The sequence below is a fragment of the Zoogloea sp. genome (assembly GCF_041911615.1).
Taxonomy (GTDB): Bacteria; Pseudomonadota; Gammaproteobacteria; order Burkholderiales; family Rhodocyclaceae; genus Zoogloea.
The window spans coordinates 1-20,893 of sequence record NZ_JAYROR010000018.1 but is presented as its reverse complement, the minus strand read 5'-3'; the positions used below and the strand labels follow the sequence as shown (position 1 = coordinate 20,893).

8 protein-coding genes are annotated in these 20,893 nt (G+C 70.7%); 1 reads left to right on the top strand and 7 read right to left on the bottom strand.

Features of this window, described 5'->3' with window-relative positions:
- The 7 genes from ACE3P2_RS02670 to ACE3P2_RS02640 form a co-directional block, all read right to left on the bottom strand.
- Positions 1–11,999 (bottom strand): VCBS domain-containing protein (locus tag ACE3P2_RS02670; protein ID WP_374260683.1); only part of this gene is annotated, 11,999 nt, incomplete at its 3' end.
- 181 nt (positions 12,000–12,180) lie between these two features.
- Positions 12,181–13,542: a TolC family outer membrane protein gene (locus tag ACE3P2_RS02665; protein ID WP_374260680.1), complete on the bottom strand. Its 1,362-nt coding sequence runs from the start codon at positions 13,540–13,542 to the stop codon at positions 12,181–12,183.
- Between the two features lie 2 nt (positions 13,543–13,544).
- The gene (locus tag ACE3P2_RS02660; RefSeq protein ID WP_374260677.1) at positions 13,545–14,924 is read right to left on the bottom strand and encodes an HlyD family type I secretion periplasmic adaptor subunit; all 1,380 of its coding nucleotides are present in this window, start codon (positions 14,922–14,924) and stop codon (positions 13,545–13,547) included.
- Between the two features lie 32 nt (positions 14,925–14,956).
- Entirely contained in the window at positions 14,957–16,711 is a 1,755-nt protein-coding gene (locus ACE3P2_RS02655; RefSeq protein WP_374260675.1) for a type I secretion system permease/ATPase, read from the bottom strand.
- A gap of 8 nt (positions 16,712–16,719) precedes the next feature.
- The gene (locus tag ACE3P2_RS02650) at positions 16,720–18,516 is read right to left on the bottom strand and encodes a type I secretion system permease/ATPase (protein ID WP_374260673.1); all 1,797 of its coding nucleotides are present in this window, start codon (positions 18,514–18,516) and stop codon (positions 16,720–16,722) included.
- Positions 18,517–18,662: 146 nt separating this feature from the next.
- Entirely contained in the window at positions 18,663–19,361 is a 699-nt protein-coding gene (locus tag ACE3P2_RS02645) for a response regulator transcription factor (protein ID WP_374260671.1), read from the bottom strand.
- The gene (locus ACE3P2_RS02640) at positions 19,358–20,350 is read right to left on the bottom strand and encodes a sensor histidine kinase (RefSeq protein WP_374260668.1); all 993 of its coding nucleotides are present in this window, start codon (positions 20,348–20,350) and stop codon (positions 19,358–19,360) included. Before ACE3P2_RS02640 ends, ACE3P2_RS02645 begins: the two co-directional genes overlap by 4 nt.
- A gap of 217 nt (positions 20,351–20,567) precedes the next feature.
- On the opposite strand from ACE3P2_RS02640, the gene ACE3P2_RS02635 reads away from it, so the two are divergent.
- Positions 20,568–20,759: a hypothetical protein gene (locus tag ACE3P2_RS02635; protein WP_374260665.1), complete on the top strand. Its 192-nt coding sequence runs from the start codon at positions 20,568–20,570 to the stop codon at positions 20,757–20,759.
- Positions 20,760–20,893: the final 134 nt, after the last annotated feature.

Here is a 20,893-nt window from a genome sequence, read left to right as displayed (position 1 = left end):
TCGAGGGTCGGCGCGTCGTTGGTGCCGGTGAGGGTCACGGTGATGTCCTGGGTGACGCTGGCGCCGTGGTTGTCGGTGATGCTGACGCTGTACACCTGGGTCAGGGTCTCGCCGGCGGCAAGGCCATCGAGCAGCCCGGCCGGGACGCTGTAGCTCCAGCCCACGGTCTTGGTGAGCGGGTCGAGCACGCCCAGGCTCAGGCTGCCCAGCGGCGCGGCGATGAGGTTGCCGGCGCCGTCGTGGACGCTGGCGGCGATGCTGGCGGCGTGGCTGTCGGCTCCATCGACGTCGGCAAAGATGAGGGTGCCGCTGCTGGCGAGGGTGGCGCTGTTCTCGTCCGGGGCGCCGTCCGGACGCTCGGTGACGCCGCCAGCGAGGTCGCTGGCGAGCACATTGAGGGTCGGCGCGTCGTTGGTGCCGGTGAGGTTGAGGGTGTAGGTCTGGGTGACCGGCGCAGCGACGCCGTCGTAGACCGTGACGGTGAAGCTCTCGGTCTGGGCCTCGCCGGCCGACAGGGCGTTGACCTTGGCGCTGTCGGGCACGTAGAGGTAGTCGCCGGTGGCGGACTTGACGTAGAGGGTGCCGTAGCTGCCGGCCTTGCTGACGTCGTAGGTCAGCGCCGCGGGGGCGTAGCTGCCGCCGGTGGTGCCGCCGCTGATGCCGTAGGTGAGGGTCTGCAGGTCTTCGTCGGCGCCGACCAGGGTGCCGCTGAGGCCGGCGTCGGTCCAGGCGGCGCTGCCGGCCAGGTCGACTTCGGCGACGCTGCCGCTGCTGACGCTCTGCAGCGTGGGCGGCACGTTGACGCCCTGGACGCCGATGTAGGCGGTGGCGGAGACGCCCTGGGCGCCGTCGGTGTCGAAGGGCACCACGGTGACCTCGCGCAGCACGCTCTCGGTGGGGGCGTTGCTGCTGTTGGCGTAGGCGACGCCGCGCACACCGATCTGGAACTGCGAGACGTCGCGGCCGGTGGCGTCCACCGCCTCGAAGACGACGCTGTGGTGGTCGGCGGAGACGGTAGTGGTGATGCCGAGGCCGGCGAGGATCGAGACGACCCCGGCGCCGATCGAGAGGGTTTCGGCGGCGCCGTCCTGGGCGTTGGTGAGGTCGACCTCGACGCGGCTGATGAGGCCGTTCTGATCGAACAAGGTCGCCTTGTTGGAGGCGATGTAGGTGGTGGTGGGCTGCTTCTCGACGAAGCTGGTGAGGTAGTCGCGCTGGACGTTGGCGTCCACCGGCAGGCCGGCCTGGCTGCCCGGGCCGTTGAGGTCGACCACCGGGTTCCAGTTCACGTTGACGGTGAGCGTGGCGCTGGCGGACAGCGGCGCGGCGTTGCCGCCGGGCAGCGTGGTGCCGACGTCGGTGACGGTGACGGTGACGGCGCGGTTGCCGGCGTAGGCGTTCTGGTTGGTGTCGATGTACTGCAGCGTGGCGAGCGCGGCCTTGTAGGCTGCCACCGATCCGGCGCCGCTGATGGTGAGCGGGCTGCCGCTGGTGCCGTTGCCGGCGATCGTGAGGGTGTAGCCGTCGTAGCTGAAGCTGCCGCTGCCGTGGGTGGAGAACAGCGTTTCGTAGGTGACGTCGCCGAGGTTGTCGAGGGCGTCGCCCGGGGCGAGGGTGAGGCTGACGCCGTCGATCAGGTCGCCGTCGTCCTTGTCGGTCAGCACGAGCTGGGTGAGGTTGCCGGAGGCGTCCTGGGCGAACAGCGACACCGCGTCGCCGCGGGCGTTGAACATGACGTCGGTGTCGACGCCGGCGCCCGCGCCGTTCAGGTCGAGGACCGGGGCGTCGTTGGTGCCGGTGAGGGTCACGGTGACGTCCTGGCTGGCGAAGCCGCCGTGGCCGTCGGCGACGGTGACGGTGAACACCGCGGTGACGGTGTCGCCCTGGCCGAGGAAGTCCACGTCGGCTTCGGCGATGGCGTAGGTCCAGTCGATGCTGCCGTCGTGGGTGTTGCCGACCGCGCTGCTGAGCGAGAAGGCGTTGATGAGCGCGATGGCCTGGCTGCCGGTGAGGGCGAGCGGCGTGACCCCGTCGTGCTTGACGGCGTCGAGGGACTTTAGGACCTGGCTGGCGGTGGGCAGGTCGGTCAGGTCCACATCGGTGAAGCTGATCGAGCCGCTGTCGCTGAGGGTGCCGCTGCCGCCCTGCTCCACCAGGGCGCCAGCAACGTCGACCGCGGTGAGCAGCGGGACGTCGTTGGTGCCGGTCAGGGTGACGGTGACGTCCTGGGCGGCGCTGCCGCCGTGGCCGTCGGCGACGGTGACGGTGAACACCGCGGTGACCTGTTCGCCGGCGGCGAGGAAGTCCACCGCGGGCTCGCCGATCGCGTAGTGCCAGGCGACGCTGCCGTCGTGGGTGTTGCCGGCATCCGGGACCAGCGAGAAGGCGCTGCCGATGGCGGCCTGCTGGGCGCCGCTGAGGGCGAGCGCGGTGAGGCCGTCGGCCTTGACGGCCTGGATGGACTGGACGACGAAGCTGGCGGTGGGCAGATCGGTGAGATCGACGTCGGCGAAGCTGAGGCTGCCGCTGTCGGCGAGCAGGCCGTTGCCGCCGACTTCGCTGACGGCGCCGGCAACGTCGGTGGCGACGAGGGTCGGGGCGTCGTTGGTGCCGGTGATGGTGACGACGAAGTCGCGGCTGGCGATGCCGCCGTCGCCGTCGTCGATGGCGACGGTGTAGGTGAGGCTGAGCTGCTGGCCGGCGGCGAGGTAGTCGAAGGCACTGGCGGGCGCGCTGAAGCCAAGGTTGGCCACGCCGAAGCTGCCGCCGGCGGGCTTGATGATGAAGCTCGGGGTGACCAGGGCGATCAGCGCTGCATTGTCGAGCACGAGGCCGGCGGTCTGGCCGCTGGCCTGAACGGCGGTGATGGCCGCGCTGTGGCCCACGTCGGCCAGGTCGACGTCGGTGAAGCTGAGCGGAATGGCGGCGACAAGGGGCGCGGCGTTGCTCTGCTCGTTGAGGTCGGTCTGGGCGATGACGCCGATGGTCGGGCTGTCGTTGGTGCCGGTGACGGTGACGACGACGCTGTGGGTGGAGCTGGCCTGACCGTCGGAGACGCTGACGGTATAGGTGAGCGCCAGTTGCTGGCCGGCCGCCAGGTAGTTGAAGGCCTCGCTGCCGGAGGCGAAGTGCCAGTGCAGGGTGCCGGTGGTGTGGCTGGCGTCGATGACGGCGCCGGGATCGACGCCGAGCATCGCCAGCAGGGTGGCGTTGTCGGCGGCGAGGCCGGTGGTGGCGCCGCTGGCGACCACGCCGGTGACGCTGGCGGTGACGGTGTCGAGCAGATCCACGTCCTCGACCGACAGGGTGCCGCTGGCGCTGAGGCCGGCATCGGTCTCGGTGAGGGCGGCGGCGGCGCTGTCGGCGGGGGCGACGGTGATGACCGGCGTGTCGTTGACGCCGGTGATGGTGACCGTGAGGGTGCTGGTGCTGGTGAGGCCGCCGCCGTCGACGACGGTGTAGGTGAAGACTTCGGTCAGGGTGTCGGTAACCGCGCGCAGGGCCTGGACGGTGGCGTTGCCGTCATTGACGGTGTAGCTGAAGCTGCCGTCGGCGTTGAGGGTGAGGCTGCCGTACTGGCCGGCGAGCGGCTGGCCGACGGTGCCGGCGGTGAGGCCGAAGCCGACCGCGGAGACGGCCTTGGTCTCGGCCTGGGCCGGGTTGGACGAGAGGTAGGCGTCGGGATCGGTGTCGTTGGCGAGGACGTTGCCGGCCGGGCTCGACCCGGGGATGCCGTTGAGCAGGCCGCCGGCCTCGCCGACGGTGTGGGTGTCGGCCACGGCGCTCGGGGCGTCGTTCACCGGGACGATGTTGATGGTGGTGGTGGCCCCGACGCCGACGTGGTCCTGCATGTCGACGGTGGTGACATCCACGTAGCGCACCAGGCCCTGGGCCGGCGAGTCGGAGGTGCTGCTGTACTTGACGGCGCGCAGGCCGAGCTGGAACACCGAGCCGTCGGCGTTGCCGGTGAAGGTGACGGTGTGGGCGTCACCGCTCACGACGGTGGTGATGCCCTTGCTGGCCAGCAGGGTGACGATGCTGGGGCTGATCGACAGGTGGTCGGCGGCGCCGATCGGGGCGCTGGGGTCGCCGCTGCGCAGGCTGACCTGCACCTGTTTGATGTTGCCGTCCAGGTCGGTGATGCTGGCGTCGGGCGCGGCGATGGCGAGGGGCGCACCGTTTTCGGTGTAGGTGATCGCGTAGCTGCGATCGTCGACGTTGGCGGTGGCTTCGCCGTCGAGGTCGACCACCGGGGCCCAGATCACGTTGATGGTGGCGGTGGCGACGGTGGTGAGGCTGTTGTCGCTGCTGCCGGTGGTGATGGCGCCGTCCTGGATCGAGACGGTGACGCTGCGGGCGCCAGCCGAGGCGTTGGGGTTGGCGTCGTCGTAGAGGACGGTGCGCAGGGCGTCCTGGTACTGCGCCCAGGAGCCGGTGCCGATGAAGCTGAGCTTGGCCGAGCCGTTGCCGGCGAGCACCAGGTAGGTGCTGGTGTCGGCGGCGTCGTAGTTGGCGAACTTGAAGCGCACCTCGTCGCCCACGGTGACGATGGACGCACCTTGGGCGGTGAGGGTTTCGTAGCTGCCGAACAGGTTGTCGAGGGCACCGCTGGCGATGGCGACGGTGGCCATCGTGATGGTGTCGGGCGTGGCGCCGACGTGGTCGGGGTCGAGGATGGTGACGTCGCTGTCGACCACGTGGACCGCGACGTGGCTGCGGGCGGTGTAGCCGGCGGCATAGCCGGTGCCGACCACGCCGCTGGAGTTGTCGGCATCGAGGTCGAGGGTGGCGGCGTCGTTCACCGGGGTGATGTCCACCGCGACGGTGCCGAGGCTGACCACCGGCTTGCCGACGCTGGTGACGTCCTGCAGGGTGACGGTGAGGGTGTCGCTGGTGTCGTCGTTGAGCTTGCCGGTGTAGTGCAGCGCGCCGGCGTTGTCGATGAAGCTGTTGAGGGCGGCCAGGGTGCCGGTGAGGCTGAGGGTGCCGCTGGCGCTGCCGGCAACGGTGACGCCGCCGCCGCTGGTGGCGGTGAGCACGGCGCCGGCGGTGGCGACGGAGAGGGTCAGCGTGTAGGTGTCGGTGCCGATGCCGTCCACGTCGGCCAGGGCCAGGGCGCTGAGGTCGACCGCGGTGGCGATGTCCTCGGTCACCGTCGCGCTGGCAACGAGGCCGCTGCCGCCGGGGGCGTCGTCGGTGCCATGAACGGTGATGGTGAGCGAGTTGGTGCCGGTGAGGTCGGTGGAATCCTTGAGGGTGTAGTTGAAGGATTCGGTGGCGACTTCGCCGGCGCGCAAGGCCTGGACGTTGGCGTGGGTGTCGAACAGCGTGTAGGTGTAGGCGCCGGTGGCGAGCTCGACGCGGAGCTGGCCGTAGGTGCCGTCAAGCACGACGTAGGCAGGGTTCGACGGGTCGATCAGGGCGGGGGCGCCGAGGCCGGCGACGCTGCCGGTGCGCACGCTGTCGAAGGTGATGACGTCGCCGGCGTTGCCGTCGGTGGCGCCGCTGAGCAGGTTGCCGCTGGCACCGCTGCCGCCGGTGGCGTTGGCGATGCCGCCCTTTTCGGTGGCGTCGGTGCTCTGCGCAGCCGGCACCGGGGGCACGGAGCCGAGCTGGATCGGGTTCGGATCGGTGGCGCTGACGGTGGTGGCGAAGCCCTTGTCGTCGGTGTAGCTCACCTGGACGCTGATGAGCTTGCCGCCTTCGCTGTTGGTGAGGGTGTAGGCGTTGGAGCTGCCGCTCTGCACCGTGACGCCGTCGGCCTTCCAGGTGTAGGTCGGGCTGGCGCCGGTGAGGCCGTCGCTGTCGGTCAGGGTCGCGGCGAGGGTGTAGCCGGCGGCCGGGGTGCCGCTGATCGCGACGGCGCCGGCGTGGTCCTGCAGGGCGACGTGGATCGCCGGCGAGGAGACCGGGGTTTCGAGGATGTTGCCGCCGTCGGTGTAGTAGGCGCTGACCCGGATGTACTGGTCGGATTCGGTGAGGCCGAGGGTGAGCTGCGAGCTGGTGGCGTTGGGGATCGCGCTCCAGCCGCTGACGCCGTCGGCGGACATCTGCCACTGGTAGGCGATGGCGGAGTTGTAGCCGTCCACGTCGCTGACGTTGGCGGTGAGCACGGTGCCGGCCGGATAGACGCCGCCCACCGGCGCGGTGCTGGCGCTGACGGTGACGCTGCCGGGGTTGTTGGCGGTCTCGACGCCGTTGCCGGTGGCGCCGGCGGTGAGGCTGATGCGGAAGGTGCTGGTGGCGTCGCCCCCATTGCCGTCGCTGGCGGTGAGCAGGATGTCGATGTAGGGGGTGCCGCCCGGCGGGGTGCCGGTGAGCTTGAGCTGGTTGCCGTCCCAGGTCATCCAGGCCGGCAGCGGATCGCCGTTGGTCTGGGTCGGGGTGACCGTGAGGACGTCGCCGTCCACGTCGGTGAAGATGTTGGACGGCAGGGTGATGCCGGCCTGCACGTCGGCAAGGGTCTTGTCGCCGACGGGGTTGGCGAGCACCGGCGCGTCATTGACCGGCGTCAGGTTGTAGTTGAGATCGGTGGCGAGGGTGTTGACCCCGTCGCTGACGCCGTAGCTGAGCACGATGGTGCCGTTGTAGTCGAGCTCGGGCGTGATCGTGTAGGTGTTGTTGCCGTTGTCGGTGACGGTGCCGTGGTCGGCGCTCAGGCCGACGACCAGGAGCGGCTGGCCCTCGGGGTCGGTGTAGCCCTGCAGGAGCTGATCGAGGGTGACGACCTTGGCGGTGTCCTCGGCGGTGGTGGTGAGGACCGTCGGGGTGCCGCTCAGCACCGGAGGATCGTTGGTGTCGGCGACGTCGATGGCGAGGGTGTAGCTGGTGTAGCTGATCGGGTTCTTTTCGACCTTGAAGCCGATGTCCACCGGGCCGTGGTAGCCGGCCTCGGGGGTAAACACCAGCTTGCCGGCGAGGATGTCGTCCACCGACACCCAGTAGCCGACCTCGCCGGCGGGCAGCGGCGAGGTGCCGCTGGGCAGGCCGGAGGTGTTGGCGAGATCTCCCTGGACGATGGTGACGTTGTCGAAGGCGAGCGTGCCGTGGGCCGGCAGGCCGGTGATGATGACGTAGTGCTCGGCGCCGCCCTGAGGGTCGTAGTAGTCGCCGAAGTCGCCGATCGACAGGACGATGGGGGTGTCCTTGAGGGTGGACACGCTGTCGTCGGTGGAGCTGGGCGTGGAGGTGACGGTGAGCAGGAAGCTGGCCTGGACGGACTGGCTGCCGACACCGAGCCCGTCGTAGGCGACGACCTTGACGCCGAGGGCGCCGACCACCGATGCGTCCGGCGTGCCGCTGAAGGTGCCGGTGGCCGGGTCGAAGTTGAGCCAGCCGGGCAGCGGCGAGCCGTCGGAGAGGGTGGCGGTGTAGTTGAGGGCGGCGCCGTCGGCTTCGGCGAAATGGCCGCCGACCGTGAAGGGGGTGATCGGCGTGCCCTGCAGCGCGATCACGTTGCCCAGGGGCGTGGCCAGGGTGGGCGCGTCATCGACGGGCGCGAGCACGAACTGCTGGCTGACGACGGTCTTGCCACCCTGCCCGTCGAGCACGTCGTAGGTGAGGTTGACCGGGCCGTTGTAGTTGGGCTCGGGGGTGACGATGTAGATGCCGGAACCGTTGTCGACGACGGTGCCGTGATCGGCATGCAGGTTGACGATCGACAGGCTGCCGCCCTCCGCGTCGCTCATGCCGCTGAGCAGGTCGGCGCCAAACACGACGTAGGGCACGTCCTCGACGCCGTCGGGCAGGAGCAGGTTCGGCGTGCCGTCGGGCGCGGTGTTGCCGGTGACGCCGGGAACGTCGAGGGCAAAGGTGGTCTGCAGCGTGTTGTTGCCGTCGCTGGCGACGACCTTGATGCCGAGGGTGCCGATATCGCCGGCGCCCGGCGCGGCGGTGAAGTTGCCGGTGCTCGGATCGAAGGTGATCCAGCCTGGCAGCGGCGAGCCGTCGGAGAGCGTGGCGCTGTAGCTGAGGCTCTGTCCATCCACTTCGCCGAAGCAGGCGGCGGCGCTGAAGCCGAGGATGTCGCCCGGCAGGACGCTTTGGTCGGTGGCCGGGGAGAGCAGCACCGGGCCGTCATCGACCGGGACGATGTTCAGGTACTGGTGGACGATGTGGGCCGGGCTGGCACCCGCGGCCCCACCGTGGCCGTCGATGACGCTGTAGCTGAGGGTGAGGAGCCCGTTGTAGTTGGGGTTCGGGGTGATCGTGAAGGTGCCGTCGCCGTTGTCTTCGATGCTGCCGTGGTCGGCCTGGAGGTTGATGACGCTGAGGCTGTCGTTCTCGGCGTCGCTCAGGCCGTTGAGCAGATCGGCGGCGTAGACGAGACAGGGCTGGTCTTCGGTGCCGTCGGCGAGGATGCCGGCCGGCAGGCCGGACGGGGCGTCGTTCACCGCGGTGATGCCGAAGGTCTGCACGGCGGGCGCGGTGGCGAGGCCGTCGGTCACCTGGTAGGCGAGCTGGAAGTCGCCGGAAGCGTTGGGCGGCAGGGTGATCGCGTAGGAGCCGTCGGGATACTTGGCCGACACGCTGGCGCCGGCGAGCGGCTGGCCGTTGCCGTCGAGGACGATGAGACCGATGACGTCGAGCATGTCGCCGTCGGCGTCGCTGAAGCCCTTGAGCAGGTCGGCCTGGGTGACGTGATAGACGTTGTCCTCGGTGCCCTGGGCCAGCGTCGCAGTCGGCACGCCGGTGGGGGCGTCGTTGGTGTTGATCACCGCGCCGGTCTTGGCGCTGGACATGGACTCGGTCACGCCGCCGGCGTCGGTGTAGCTGGCCACCACGGAGATGAACTTGCCCACGTCGGCCTGGGTGAGGACGTGGCTGCCGCCGTTGCCGATCACCACGCCGTTGGCGTACCAGGTGTAGCTGATGGCGCCCAGGCCGTCGCCATCGACCAGCGTGTTGCCGACGCTGAGCACGTCGCCCTGCTGCGGGCTGGCGGTGCCGCGCGGGGCGCTGCTGTCATTGACGATGGAGACCGCGCCGGTGGGCACGTCGTTGAGATTGGCACCGAGCGCGACGGTGAAGGTGTCGCTGACGGCCACGCCGTGATTGTCGGTGACGGTCAGGGTCACGTCGAAGGCGGTGTTCTCGAGGCTCTTGGGCGGGTTGCCACTGAGGGTGCGGGTGACCGGGTCGAAGTGGAGCCAGCCCGGCAGCGGGTTGCCGTCGGACAGGGTGGCGGCATAGCTCAGCCCGGTGCCCTCGGCGTCGGTGACGGTGCCGACGGGAATCTGGTAGACCCATTCTCCGGGGCCCGCGAAGCCCTGGTCGGCGACGGTGGCGGACACGATCGGGGTGTCGTTGGCGCCGATGACGCTGACGTTGAGCTGCTTGGTGGCGTTGGCGCCGGACGGATCGGTGACGTGCAGGGTGAAGCTCTCGAGGCCGACTTCGCCCGCGTCGAGGGCGTTGATGGCAACGATCTTGTTGGGCAGGTAGCTCCAGACGCCGGTGAGCAGATCGACCGAGAGCTGGCCGTAGGTGCCCTGCAGGATGGACAGGTTGCCGACGGTGGCGCCGCCCTGGATCGCGTAGAGGAGCGGATCGTTCTCGACGTCGGTGGCGGCCAGGGTGCCGCCGAGGGCGGGGCCGGCGGCGCTGACGAGGGCCCCGGTGAGGTCGGTGACGGCGGTTTCGGCGAAGCTCACGGCGATGTCGCCGGGAGCGGTGAAGACCGGGGCGTCATTGACCGGCGAAATGGTGATCGACAGGGCGACGGCAGCCGTCGACACGCCCTCGCCGCTGGTGGCGGCGAGCACCGGGCCGGCGCTGGTGGAGAAGCCGCCGGCGTACTGGTCGTCGGCCGCGAAGACGGTGAGCCCGCCCGGGGTGCCGTTGTAGTCATGGGCCGGAATGAACTTGAGCTGGGTGGTGCTGGCGAGGGCCAGGGCGTTCGAGGTGGACAGCCCCCCCGTCGGGATCGCGGTCCAGGCGCCACCGACGGCTTTGTAGTACCAGGCGCCCTGCCCCGCCGTGGCGGCGTTGGCGCTGACGAGGATGCCGCCGAAGCTTGCGCCGGCGTCCGCGTCGGCGAAGCGGCCGCCGAACAGGGTGGCGACGGTCTGGCCGTTGGCCGGGCTGGCGTCCTCGGCAAGGGTCAGCAGCGCGGCGTTGGAGGACAGGGTCGGGCGGTCGTTCACGCCGGTGACGGTGATCGTGACGGTCTGGTCGGCGCCGCCGGCGGTGTGCACGGTGAAGCTGTCGTAGACCACCGCGCCGCCATTGAGGCCCTGCACGGCGGCGGAGCCGTTCTTGAGGGCGTAGGTCCAGTTGCCGCTGGCGTCCACGATGAAGGTGCCGTAGATGCTGGCCGCGGCGCTGGCGCTGATGGCGGCGTCGCCGGTGTCGCGGTCGCTGGCGGTGACGGTGCCGCTGGCGCTGGTGGTGCCGTCTTCCTGCACCGCGCCGGTGTGGCTGCCGCCGAACACGGTGGTGTCGTTCACCCCGTTGATGGCGAAGCTGAGGGTGGTGGTGGCGGTGCCGCCCTTGCCGTCGGAAACGGTGATCGAGAAGCTGTCGGTGACGCTGCTCTTGAGCGCCTGGATCGCCCCGTTGTTGGGCGTGTAGGTGAAGGCGCCGGTGCTGGCGTTGGTGATCGTGAAGGTGCCGTAGGCGGTGGCCTTGGTGGTGGACGAGCTGCCGCCGGCGACCGAGAAGGTGAGCGGGTTGCCGTCGGCGTCGGTGGCGTTGAGCTTGCCGACGGCGGTGACGAAACTGTCGTCGCCGGCGGTGTCGGCGAAGGTGTTGCTGCCGCTCGAGTAGGTCACGGTCGGGGACGAGAACACCGGGGCGACGTTGGACGCGGGCGGCGGCGGGGGCAGCACGGTCGGCGCGGCGACCGGACCGAAGGGCGTGCCGTTCTTGAGGGTGGTGCCGGCGGCCTGGTCGACGAACAGGTAGGGCGACAGGATGGTGTCGGCGAGGTTGAACACCGCGAAGCCGAGCCGGTAGGTGCCGGCTTCGCCGGCGACGATGGTGGCGGTCTGCCAGCCGGTGCTGCCGTAGTTGCCGGTGACGTAGTTGCCGGTGCCGGTGACCGTGGCGCCGAGGATCGACACCTGGCCCGAGACGGCGGTGGAGCCGGCGCCCGGGGTGATCGACATGGAGGTGTCGGACAGGTTGCTGGTGTTCACCAGCGACACCCACGAGGCGTCGTTGTACGGCGAGTAGTCGGTGGCGACGTAGTTCCACGCGACCTGGAAAGTCTCGCCGGCGGTGAGGGTCACGTCGGTGTAGACGTAGCCGAAGTTGGTCGGGTTGGAGAAGCGGGTGTTGAGGTAGCTCTGGGCCGCCGAGCCGACCTTGAGGGCGGAGTACACGCCCGCCAGCTCGCCCGAGGCGCCGGCCGGCTGGATCACGGCCATCTTGGAGCCGTAGGGATTGACCGTCCAGTTGTTGGAGCCGGCGGAATACACCGACCCGGTGCCGATCACCGCGTCGCTGGTGACCCAGCCGGTGAAGTCGCTCTCGAAGCCGGCGTTGCTGGGGGCCAGCACGTCGTCGTAGGCGGCGGGGGCGATGGCGGCGGTCTCGATGGTGCCGGTGGCGGCTTCGAGCGTCCAGTTGCCGCCCATCAGGGCGCCGCCGGTGAGATCGGTGGAGGCGGCCACGTCGGCGCCGGTGGCGCCGGCCAGGGCGTCGATGAAGCGGGTGCCGGCATCGCCGGCGGCCACGTCGCAACCGTACAGCAGCAGGTCGGCGGAATCGGTCAGGGCGGCGCGGATGACGTCCATCTGGGCCGCATGGGCGGCGAGGCTGGCGGTATCGACGACGCCCGCGCCGAGGGTCAGGTAACCTGCGCCACCATGGGAAACCACGTGCACGGCGCCGATGCCGGTACGCCCCGCCAAGGTCTCGGCGATCTGGTCGAGACCGTCGCGGTCCGCGCTCAGCCAGACGATTTCGATGGAGGAATCGAGGCCGGCCAGCAGCGAATCGGCGCTGGTGACGCGGGAGTCGATGAACAGGATCTGGGTGGCGGTACTGGTGGTCATTGCGACGCTCCTAGGGAGTCAAATCGGGGGCTGATCGGACGGATTCGGGGACTCGGCAGCCGCGTTCGGGCGGAAGTCCGGAGATTCGGTTGAAGGAAAGTTATCGCGAAACAATTTGTCAAAGATGACGAAAACTAACAATCAACGCCAATTTAATATCAAATTTTTTAATTTTGCCGTTTTAGCGCTGTAGCCAGTCGTTCAGGCCGGCCAGCTCGCCTTCGTCGAACACGCCGGCCAGCGCCTGCAGGCGAACCAGCGACAGCAGCGCGGTGTAGCGGGCCTGGGAGAGGTCGCGGCGGGCGGTGGCGAGCTGCTGCTGGGCGTTGAGCACATCGAGGGTGGTGCGGGCGCCGGCCTGGAAGCTGCGCTGGTTCGAGGTCACCATCTGCTCGGCGGAGCGCACCGCCTGCTCGAGCGCCCGGGCGCGCAGCAGGCCTTCGCTGAGACCACGGTATTCCCGGTGCAGGCGCAGGCCCAGGTCGGCGCGCAGGGCGGCGAGGTTCTCGGCGGCCTTGATGCGCTCGGCCGCCGCCTGGCGCACCGCCGACTGGACGCCGCCGCCCGAGTAGATCGGCACGTTGAGCTGCACGCCGATGCTGGCGGTGTCGCTGGTGGCGTCGATGCGGCTGATCGTCTCGCTGTCGCTGCGGTTGTACTGGGCGATGGCGTCGAGGGTCGGGAGGTGACGGGCACGGGCCTTGGCGAGCTCTTCGCTGGCCACCTCGAGGCGGGCCTGCAGCGACTTGAGCTCGGCGCTGTGCTGCTCGGCGCGCTGCAGCCAGTCGTCCAGCTCGCCGACCCGGGGCGGCTGCCCGGCCAGGCGGGCGAGGTCGAGGGGCGCGACGCCGCCGAACGGCATGCCGACCAGCTGGCCGAGCTGGCGCCGGGCCAGCATCGCCTGCTGGCGCGCCTCCAGCGCCTGGGCCGCGTCGAGGTCGAGCCGGGCCTGGGCCTCGTCGATGTCGGTGCGGGTGCCGGAGCCGGCGGCCAGGGCCTTGCGGGCGGCGTCGAGCTGGGTCGCGTGGGCGACGGTCTGGGCGTCGACGAGGGCGATCTGGTCGTCGGCCAGCAGGAAGGCGAAATAGGCTTCGGCGAGGCGCGCGGCGAGCTGCTGACGGGCGTTGGCGAACTGGGCGTCGGCGTCGGCGCCCTGGGCCCGGGCCTGGCGCACCGCGGCCCACTGGACCGGCTGGATGAGCGGCTGACGCACGCTGAGCAGCGCGGTGCTGCTCATGTAGTTGCGCTGGGAGGTGACGCGCTGGCCGACGAAGTTGGGCGAAGTGCTGGACAGGTCGTTGGCCGAGCGGTTGTAGCTGAAGGCGACCTGCGGCAACAGCTGGGCTTCGGCCTGGGGCAGCAGTTCGCGGCCCGAATCGGCGCCGGCGGCGGCGGCGCGCAGGGTCGGATCGTTGGCGAGAGCGGCCTGCCAGGCCTGCGCGAGATCAAGACGCGGCGCGTCGGCGGCGCCGGCCGAGGCTGCAGCGGCGGCCAGCAGGGCGATCAGGCCGCGGCGGAGCGCGCGGGGAAGGTTCGCGGTCATCATCATTCCTCCTTCATCGAGGCGGCAAGCCGCTTGACCAGCGGGTGCATCAGGTAGGTGAGCAGCGAGCGCTCGCCGGTGCGGAACACCACTTCGACCGGCATCCCGGGCTGCATCTGGCGGTCGCCGAGGGTGCGCATGCCTTCCGGCGTCACCGCCACGCGGGCAAGGTAGAAGGACTGCTGGCCACTCGGATCGGTGAGCACGTCGCCGGACACCGACTGGACCTTGCCGGCGACCACCAGCTGCGGCGAGTGGGCAAAGCCGGCGAAGCGCACGTCCACGTCCTGGCCGGCGCGCACGCGGTCGATCAGGTTGGGGGCGACGCGGGCCTCCAGGCGCAGGGTCTCGCCAGCCGGCACCACGTCGGCGAGCTTCTGGGCGGGCTGGATCACCGCGCCGACGCTCTGCACCGCCAGCCCGACGATCTGCCCGTCGGCCGGGGCGCGCACCTCGGTGCGGGCCAGCTCTTCGGCGGCGGCGCGCAGCTTCTCGGCGTCGGCCTGCAGCTCGCGGTAGATCTCGGCGAGGTTGTCGCCCACTTCCTTGCGGTATTCGTGCTTGCGCTGCAGGGCGCGCTGCCCGAGTTCGGCGATGCTGCGCTGGCTGCGCTGCAGGTTGCCCTGCAGGTCGGCGATGGCGGCCTGGGTGTCGGCCACCATGCGCCCCAGTTCGAGCTGGCGGTTGCGCGGGGCGTAGCCTTCGGCCACCAGGCCGCGGGTCTGCTCCAGCTCTTCCTTGAGCAGGGCGAGCTGGCTCTGGCGGTTGGCGAGCATTCCCTTGAACGATTCGATGGCCGCCAGCTGGGCGGCGCGGTTTTCCTCGATGCCGGCCAGTTCGGCGGCGAGCGCGGCGCGGCGGGAGGCGAACAGGCTCTGCTGGGCCAGCCACTGGCTCTGGATCACCGGATCGCGCTGGGCGGCGGCGAGGTCCGGGTGGGCGAGCATGGCCGGCGTGCCGTCGCGCTCGGCCAGCAGCCGCGCCTCGGCGGCGCGCAGGCCCAGGTAGCGCTGGCGCACCGCCTCGTATCCGGCCCGGGCGCTGGCGTCGTCAAGGGTCATCAGCAGGTCGTCCTTGCGCACCTGGCTGCCCTCCCCCACCAGCACCCGCCGGACGATACCGCCGACCTGGTGCTGGACGGCCTTGCGCTTGGTGTCGACCACCACGTTGCCGGGGGCCGGCACGCCTTCGTCGAGGGGCGCGAAGGCGGCCCAGCCGAGGACGGCGACAAGGCCGGCGGCGCTGAGCATCAGGCCGATGCGGGTGGCGCGCCGGGCGCCCACGTCGGGCGAGATGGGGGTGACGGCGGCCGGCTCGCGGAGCGCGGCGGTCGCCTCGAGGTCATCCCGCAGCAGCGGGTCGGGACGGTTGGCGTTGGGCATGATGGACTCGTCGAAATGAAGGGGGGCGCGGCTCAGGGGTGAGCCGTCAGCGGATCGAAAACGGGGGAATCGGTGCGCGCGTCGCCGGCGACCGGGGCGCGGGAGCGCAGCGCGGCGAGCACTTCGTCGCGGGGGCCGTCGAAGCGCACCCGGCCGGCCTGCAGGGCCACGACGCGGTGGGCGACGCCGAGGATGCCGGGCCGGTGGCTGACCACCAGCACCGTGGCGCCCAGCTCGGCGAGCTGGCGCACCAGCCGCGCGAGGGCCAGCTCACCGGCCTCGTCGAGGTTGGCGTTGGGCTCGTCGAGCACCACCAGCGAGGGCTTGCCATACACCGCGCGGGCCAGGCCGACGCGCTGACGCATGCCGGCCGACAGGCGCTGGCCGGCCTCACCCGCCGGGGTGTCGTAGCCCTGCGGCAGGCGCAGGATCGCGTCGTGCAGGCCGCAGGCCTGGGCGGCGGCGATGACCTGGGCCGGGTCGGGGACGCCGAAACGGGCGATGTTCTCGGCGACGCTGCCCTCGAACAGCTCGATGTCCTGGGGCAGATAGCCCAGGCGCGGCCCGAGCGCGGCGCGGTCGAAGCACGTCAGCGGCTCGCCGTCGAGGAGCACCTCGCCGCGCACGTCGGGCCATACGCCCATCACGACCCGCGCCAGCGTGGATTTGCCGGAGCCGGAGGGGCCGATCAGCGCCGTCACGGTGCCGGGCAGCAGTTGCAGATCGATGTGGTCGAGCACCGGCGCCTCGCGCCCGGGCACCGTGGCGCTGACCCGCTGCAAGGTGACGAAGCCGGCCGGCACCGCCGGCATCGGCGCGGTCTCGCGCTGTGGAAAGCGCGCCAGCAGGCGTTCGAGGCGGCCGAAGGCCTCCCGCGCGGCGATGGCCACCCGCCAGCTGCCCACCAGGGTGTCGATGGGCGCGAGGGCGCGGGTGGTGAGCACGTTGGCGGCGATCATCGCGCCCGCGGTGAGCTGGCCGTCGATGACCAGCAGCGCCCCCAGGCCGAGGATCAGCGACTGCTGGGCCTGGCGGGTGAATTTGCTCACCGCGCCGAGGCGCTGACCAAGCTCCTGCTGCGCGCCGGCGGCATCGCGGCGGCGCCCGCGCAGCCCCATCCAGCGCCGATGCAGCGCGGGCGCCATGCCCATCGCTTCGACGGCCTCGGCGTTGCGGTTGATGGCGCGCACCAACGCCTGCTCCTGCTGGGCCGCCTCGCCCGCCAGGGCCGCCGGCGCCACGCTCTGGCGATGGCTCCAGGCCGCCAGCAAGGCCTGCAATACGCCGAACAGCAGCGCCGCGGCGCCCAGCGCCGGGTGCAGTACGTAAAGCACCACGATGTAGATCGGCGTCCACGGCGCGTCGAAGAAGGCCGACACCGCCGGGCCGGTGAGAAACTGGCGCAGCGTGGTCAGGTCGCCCAGCGCGCGGGCGCCGTCGCCGGTCAGGGGGTCGAGGCTGGCCTCGAAGCTCGCACCGAACACCCGCAGGCCGAGCCCGGCCTCGACGGCGGCACTGGCGCCGACCAGCAGGCGCGACCGCAGCGCCTCGGCGGCGGCGATCACCACGAACAGCCCCAGCGCGATCAGCGACACGGCGAGCAGGGTGAGCTCGCTGCGGCTCACCACGACCCGGTCGTACACCTGCAGCATGTACAGGGTGGGCGTGAGCATCAGCAGGTTGACCACCAGACTGACGAGACCGACGCGCAGCAGCGCGCCCCGGTGGGCGGCCAGCGCGCGCATCAGTTCGCTGCGGCCGGCGGAGGACGAAGGAGTGGGATTCATGGCTTGACTCAGGCGGCGACCGGCGGACAGGCCGCCGTGGAGGGAACGGAGGGAAGGCCCGCCGCCCGGCCCGCTGCGGCGGCCTGGGCCTGCTGGTTGGCGCGCTGGATGGCGGCCAGCACCTCGTCGCGGGGGCCGAAGGCCTGCTGCTGGCCGTCGACGAGCAGCAGCACCTTGTCGGCCACCGCGAGCACGCTGGTGCGGTGGGTGACGACGACGAAGGCGGTGCCGGCCTGCTTGCGGCTCTCGATGAGTTGGGCGAGAGCCACGTCGCCGGCCTCGTCGAGACTGGCGTTGGGTTCGTCGAGCACCACCAGCGCCGGCTGGCCGTAGATCGCCCGGGCCAGCCCGACGCGCTGACGCTGCCCGCCTGAGAGGCTGGCGCCGTCCGGCCCGATGCGGGTGTCGAGGCCCTCGGGCAGCGACTGCACGAACTCGTAGAGCCCGGCGGCTTCGATGGCGGCGTGCAGGCGCGCCGGGTCGGGCGAACCGAAGCGGGCGATGTTGTCGGCGAGGGTGCCGTCGAGCAGTTCGACGCCCTGGGGCAGATAACCCAGATGGGGGCCCAGCTCGGCCTTCTGCCAGGTGGCCACATCCACGCCGTCGAGGCGCACCTTGCCGGCGCTGGCCGGCCACAGGCCGAGCAACACCCGGGCCAGGCTGGTCTTGCCTGCGCCGGAAGGCCCGATCACCGCCAGCACCTCGCCGGGCGCCAGGGCGAAGCTCAGTTCGCGCAGCAGCGGCGTGGTCGTGCCCGGCGCGACGGCGGCCACCCGCTCGACGGTCAGTCGGCCCTGGGGCGCCGGCAGGGGCATCCCCGGCTTGACCGGCGGCTGGCTGGCGAGCAGTCCGACCAGCCGGCGCCAAGCCTCGCGGGCATTCACCACCGCCGGCCACTGGCTTACCAACTGGTTGAACGGCGCCAGCGCGCGACCGCCGAAGATACCCGACACCACCAGCATGCCACCGCCACCGTGCAGCTCGTCGTGGAGGAGCAGCCAGCAGCTCAGGCCCAGCAGCGCCGAACCGAGCACGTTCTGCAGCAGCCGCGAGACGGCCTGCCAGTGGCCGGCGGCGAGCGACGCGCGGGCCTGGTCGGCGAGCGCGTCCTGGTGACGCTGCTGCCAGCGCCGGTGCGCGTTGGCGAGCATCCCCATCGACTGCACCACCTGGGCGTTTTGGAGAAGGCGCTCGGCGTACTGGTGCGCCGCGTAGCCCTTGCGGTTGGCCTCGCGCAGCGCCGGCCCGGTGGCCCGCTCGTTGCACCAGCCGATCAGCCCCTGGAGCAGCGCGGCCCCCACCGTGACGACGCCCAGCCAGGGCGAAATCGCGCTCACCAGCGCCACGAAGACCACCACCATCGGCGCCTCGAAGGCCGCGGTGACGACGGGCGAGCGCAGGAACTCGGACACCGTGTGCAGATCCTGCACCGCCTGCGGGCCGCCGCCCGGAGCGCGCAGGCGGATCGCCCGCAGCGCCGCCTCGAAGACCCGACCGCCCAGGCGCTGGTCGAAATCCCGCGCGGCGTGGCGCAGCAACGCCTCGCGGGTCCATTCCTGCACCTGGATCAGCGCGTAGGCCAGCAGCACGGCCAGGGTGAGCATGAGCAGGGTGAGGCCGTTGCGGCTGTTCACTACCCGGTCGTACACCTCGAGCATGTACCACGAGGGGGTCAGCGCCAGGGCGCTGGCGCACAGCCCGAAGGTCAGGGCGCGCCGCAGCGTGCTGCGCAGCTCGCCCAGGGCGGCGCGCAGTTCGGGCGAGCCGGCTTCTAGCGCGGCGGTCGATTGAGCTTTGGAGGACATGGGTCGGTGAGGTTGTTCATACCGACCCTTACACTAATCAACAGAAATGATAGTTTGCTGCCATTTTCTGACATATTTAATATTTTTATTATTAACGCCAGATTCGACAAAAATGAATCTACGCCGACAAGCTGCGCATTCGCCCCTCAGGCCGGCCACAGGCGGATCGGCGCGGCGAACACGTAACCGACGTTGCGCGCGCTGCGCAGCGTGGTCGCCTCCCCCGACTGCATCTCGATCTTGCGGCGCAGACGACTGAGCGCCGTCTCCAGGCGGCGGAAATCGAAGTCCAGCTCGGGATGCCCCATCGCCGCCGCCAGATCGCTGCGCCGCGCGGGCTCGGGTGCCGCCTCGGCGAGCACCTTCATGAGCTTGAACTCGGTGGGCGTGAGCAGGATCGCCGCGCCGCCGGGCGGCACCAGCTCCAGGGACTGCACTTCGAGCTGCCAGCCCTCGGCGGGCCGCTCGGGCACCTCGACGCGGTTCAGGCGGCGGTACAGGCTTTCGCAGACCGCCGACAGCTCGCGCATGTCCACCGGCTTCACCAGATAGATGTCGGCGCCGCTGTCGAGCCCCACCAGGCGGTCCTCGAGCTGGCCGCGAGCGGTAAGCATGGCGATTGCCAGGCGCGGATGCGACACCCCGAGCCGACGCGCGACGGACAGGCCGTCCTCTCCCGGCAGCCCCAGGTCGAGCACCAGCACATCGGCCGGCTCGGCGGCCAGATGGCGATCGAGGGCCGCGCCGTCGGGCAGCCCGGTGACGGCGTGGCCCATCCGGCGCAGGTGGAAGACCACCTCGTCGCGCAGGTCTTCGTTGTCTTCGACGACGGCGATACGGATCATGGATGCGCCCCTTCCGACTCCTGCGTGAGTGGCAGCCAGCACTCGAAACAGCCGCCGTTGCCGGCCTCGCCCACCACCGCCCGCACCCAGCCCTGATGACGCTGGATGATCTGCCGCACGATGTAGAGCCCGAGGCCCAGCCCGGCCGTCTCGGAGGTTTCGTCGGAGCGGTAGTACTTCTCGAAAATCCGCTCCCGGTCGGCCGCGGCGATGCCGCGCCCCTGGTCGAGAATCGTCCAGAGCAGGCCGGCGCGGTTCTCCCAGCGCATCGGCTTGATCGCCACATCGACCCGCGAGCCGCGCGGCGAATACTTGATGGCATTGTCGATCAGATTGAGCAGCGCGTAACGCAACATGCGATGGTCGGCTTCGAGCGACGGCGTCGCCTCGGCCGCCTGCACGGCCACCCGCTCCTCGGCGCGGGTGCCGACGATGCCCACCGCGTCGGCGGTCACGTCGGCCAGATCGCAGACCGCGAGATCCTGGGTCCACACCGACACGTCGAAGCGGTCGCGGGTCTGCACCAGTTCGAGCAGGCCGTTCATCCGCTCCACCGCGCGGGCGATGCGGCCGTAGCGGTTGGCCCGTTCCGGGGTGGCTTCCTCGTCGAGCAGGCGCAGCGACTGCAGCGAGGCGTCGATGATTGCCAGCGGCGTGCGGAACTCGTGGGCCATCATCGACAGCAGGTGGCGCTGATCCTCGAAGGCGCGGCGGTCGCGGTCGCTCGCCGCCTCGGCTTCGCGGGCCCGGCGCTCGGCCGCGGCGCGCTCCTGCTCGACTTCCTGCCGGCGGTCGCGGAACGCGCGCAGCACCAGCACGGTGAGCAGCAACAGCAGCAGGAACAGCCCACCGCCCACCGCCACGCCTTCCGCCAGCAATCCGCCGGCGCCCCCCTCGGTGGCAACGGCGGGAGTCGCCAGCGCAAGACCCGCCAGGGGCGAAGCGTCGCGAAGCAGGCGGCTACGAAATCGGGCTGCAGATCGGGTCATGGGTCGGTCCGGCAGAAAGCGCTCGAACCGATTCTATCAAATTTATTAAATACAACAAAAACAACATGAACGGAAAATTGCATCCGTCGTGTCGCGCCTCGCGTCGCCAAGACACGCTTTTTGACATTCGACGCTGCAGCGTATCGCCCCCCGCCCTCCCCTGCTGCGCCGCACAGGCGTAGACTTCGCAGTCGTCAAAACGCGTTTCGGGGATGTCATGAACAAAGCAGTCCTGGAAACCATTCAGTCCGCGCTCAAGTCCAGCGATGGCCGCGCGGCCGATTGGCTGCAGAAGATCGAAGCCCTCCAGAAGGCGCCGGAAAACCGGGCCCACCTGAAGAGCCTCGAAGGCGCCAAGACCTATCTGAAAGACCTCCTCCGCCCCTTCGGCACCACCTCCCACGGCTGAACGCCGCGCCGCGCTCAACCCGCGTCGAGGGCGTCCAGCGCGACCACCAGTTCGGCGAAGCCCGGCCGCGCCTCGGGCGCCGGCGCACAGCAGCGCGCCTGCAGCGCACGCAGCGGCGCCACCGCCGGATGGGC

Coding starts and splice junctions, on each gene's coding strand:
- ACE3P2_RS02655 (WP_374260675.1), bottom strand. CDS start 16,711: ATGAATCCCACTCCTTCGTCCTCCGCCGGCCGCAGCGAACTGATGCGC.
- ACE3P2_RS02645 (WP_374260671.1), bottom strand. CDS start 19,361: ATGATCCGTATCGCCGTCGTCGAAGACAACGAAGACCTGCGCGACGAG.
- ACE3P2_RS02660 (WP_374260677.1), bottom strand. CDS start 14,924: ATGCCCAACGCCAACCGTCCCGACCCGCTGCTGCGGGATGACCTCGAG.
- ACE3P2_RS02640 (WP_374260668.1), bottom strand. CDS start 20,350: ATGACCCGATCTGCAGCCCGATTTCGTAGCCGCCTGCTTCGCGACGCT.
- ACE3P2_RS02650 (WP_374260673.1), bottom strand. CDS start 18,516: ATGTCCTCCAAAGCTCAATCGACCGCCGCGCTAGAAGCCGGCTCGCCC.
- ACE3P2_RS02665 (WP_374260680.1), bottom strand. CDS start 13,542: ATGACCGCGAACCTTCCCCGCGCGCTCCGCCGCGGCCTGATCGCCCTG.
- ACE3P2_RS02635 (WP_374260665.1), top strand. CDS start 20,568: ATGAACAAAGCAGTCCTGGAAACCATTCAGTCCGCGCTCAAGTCCAGC.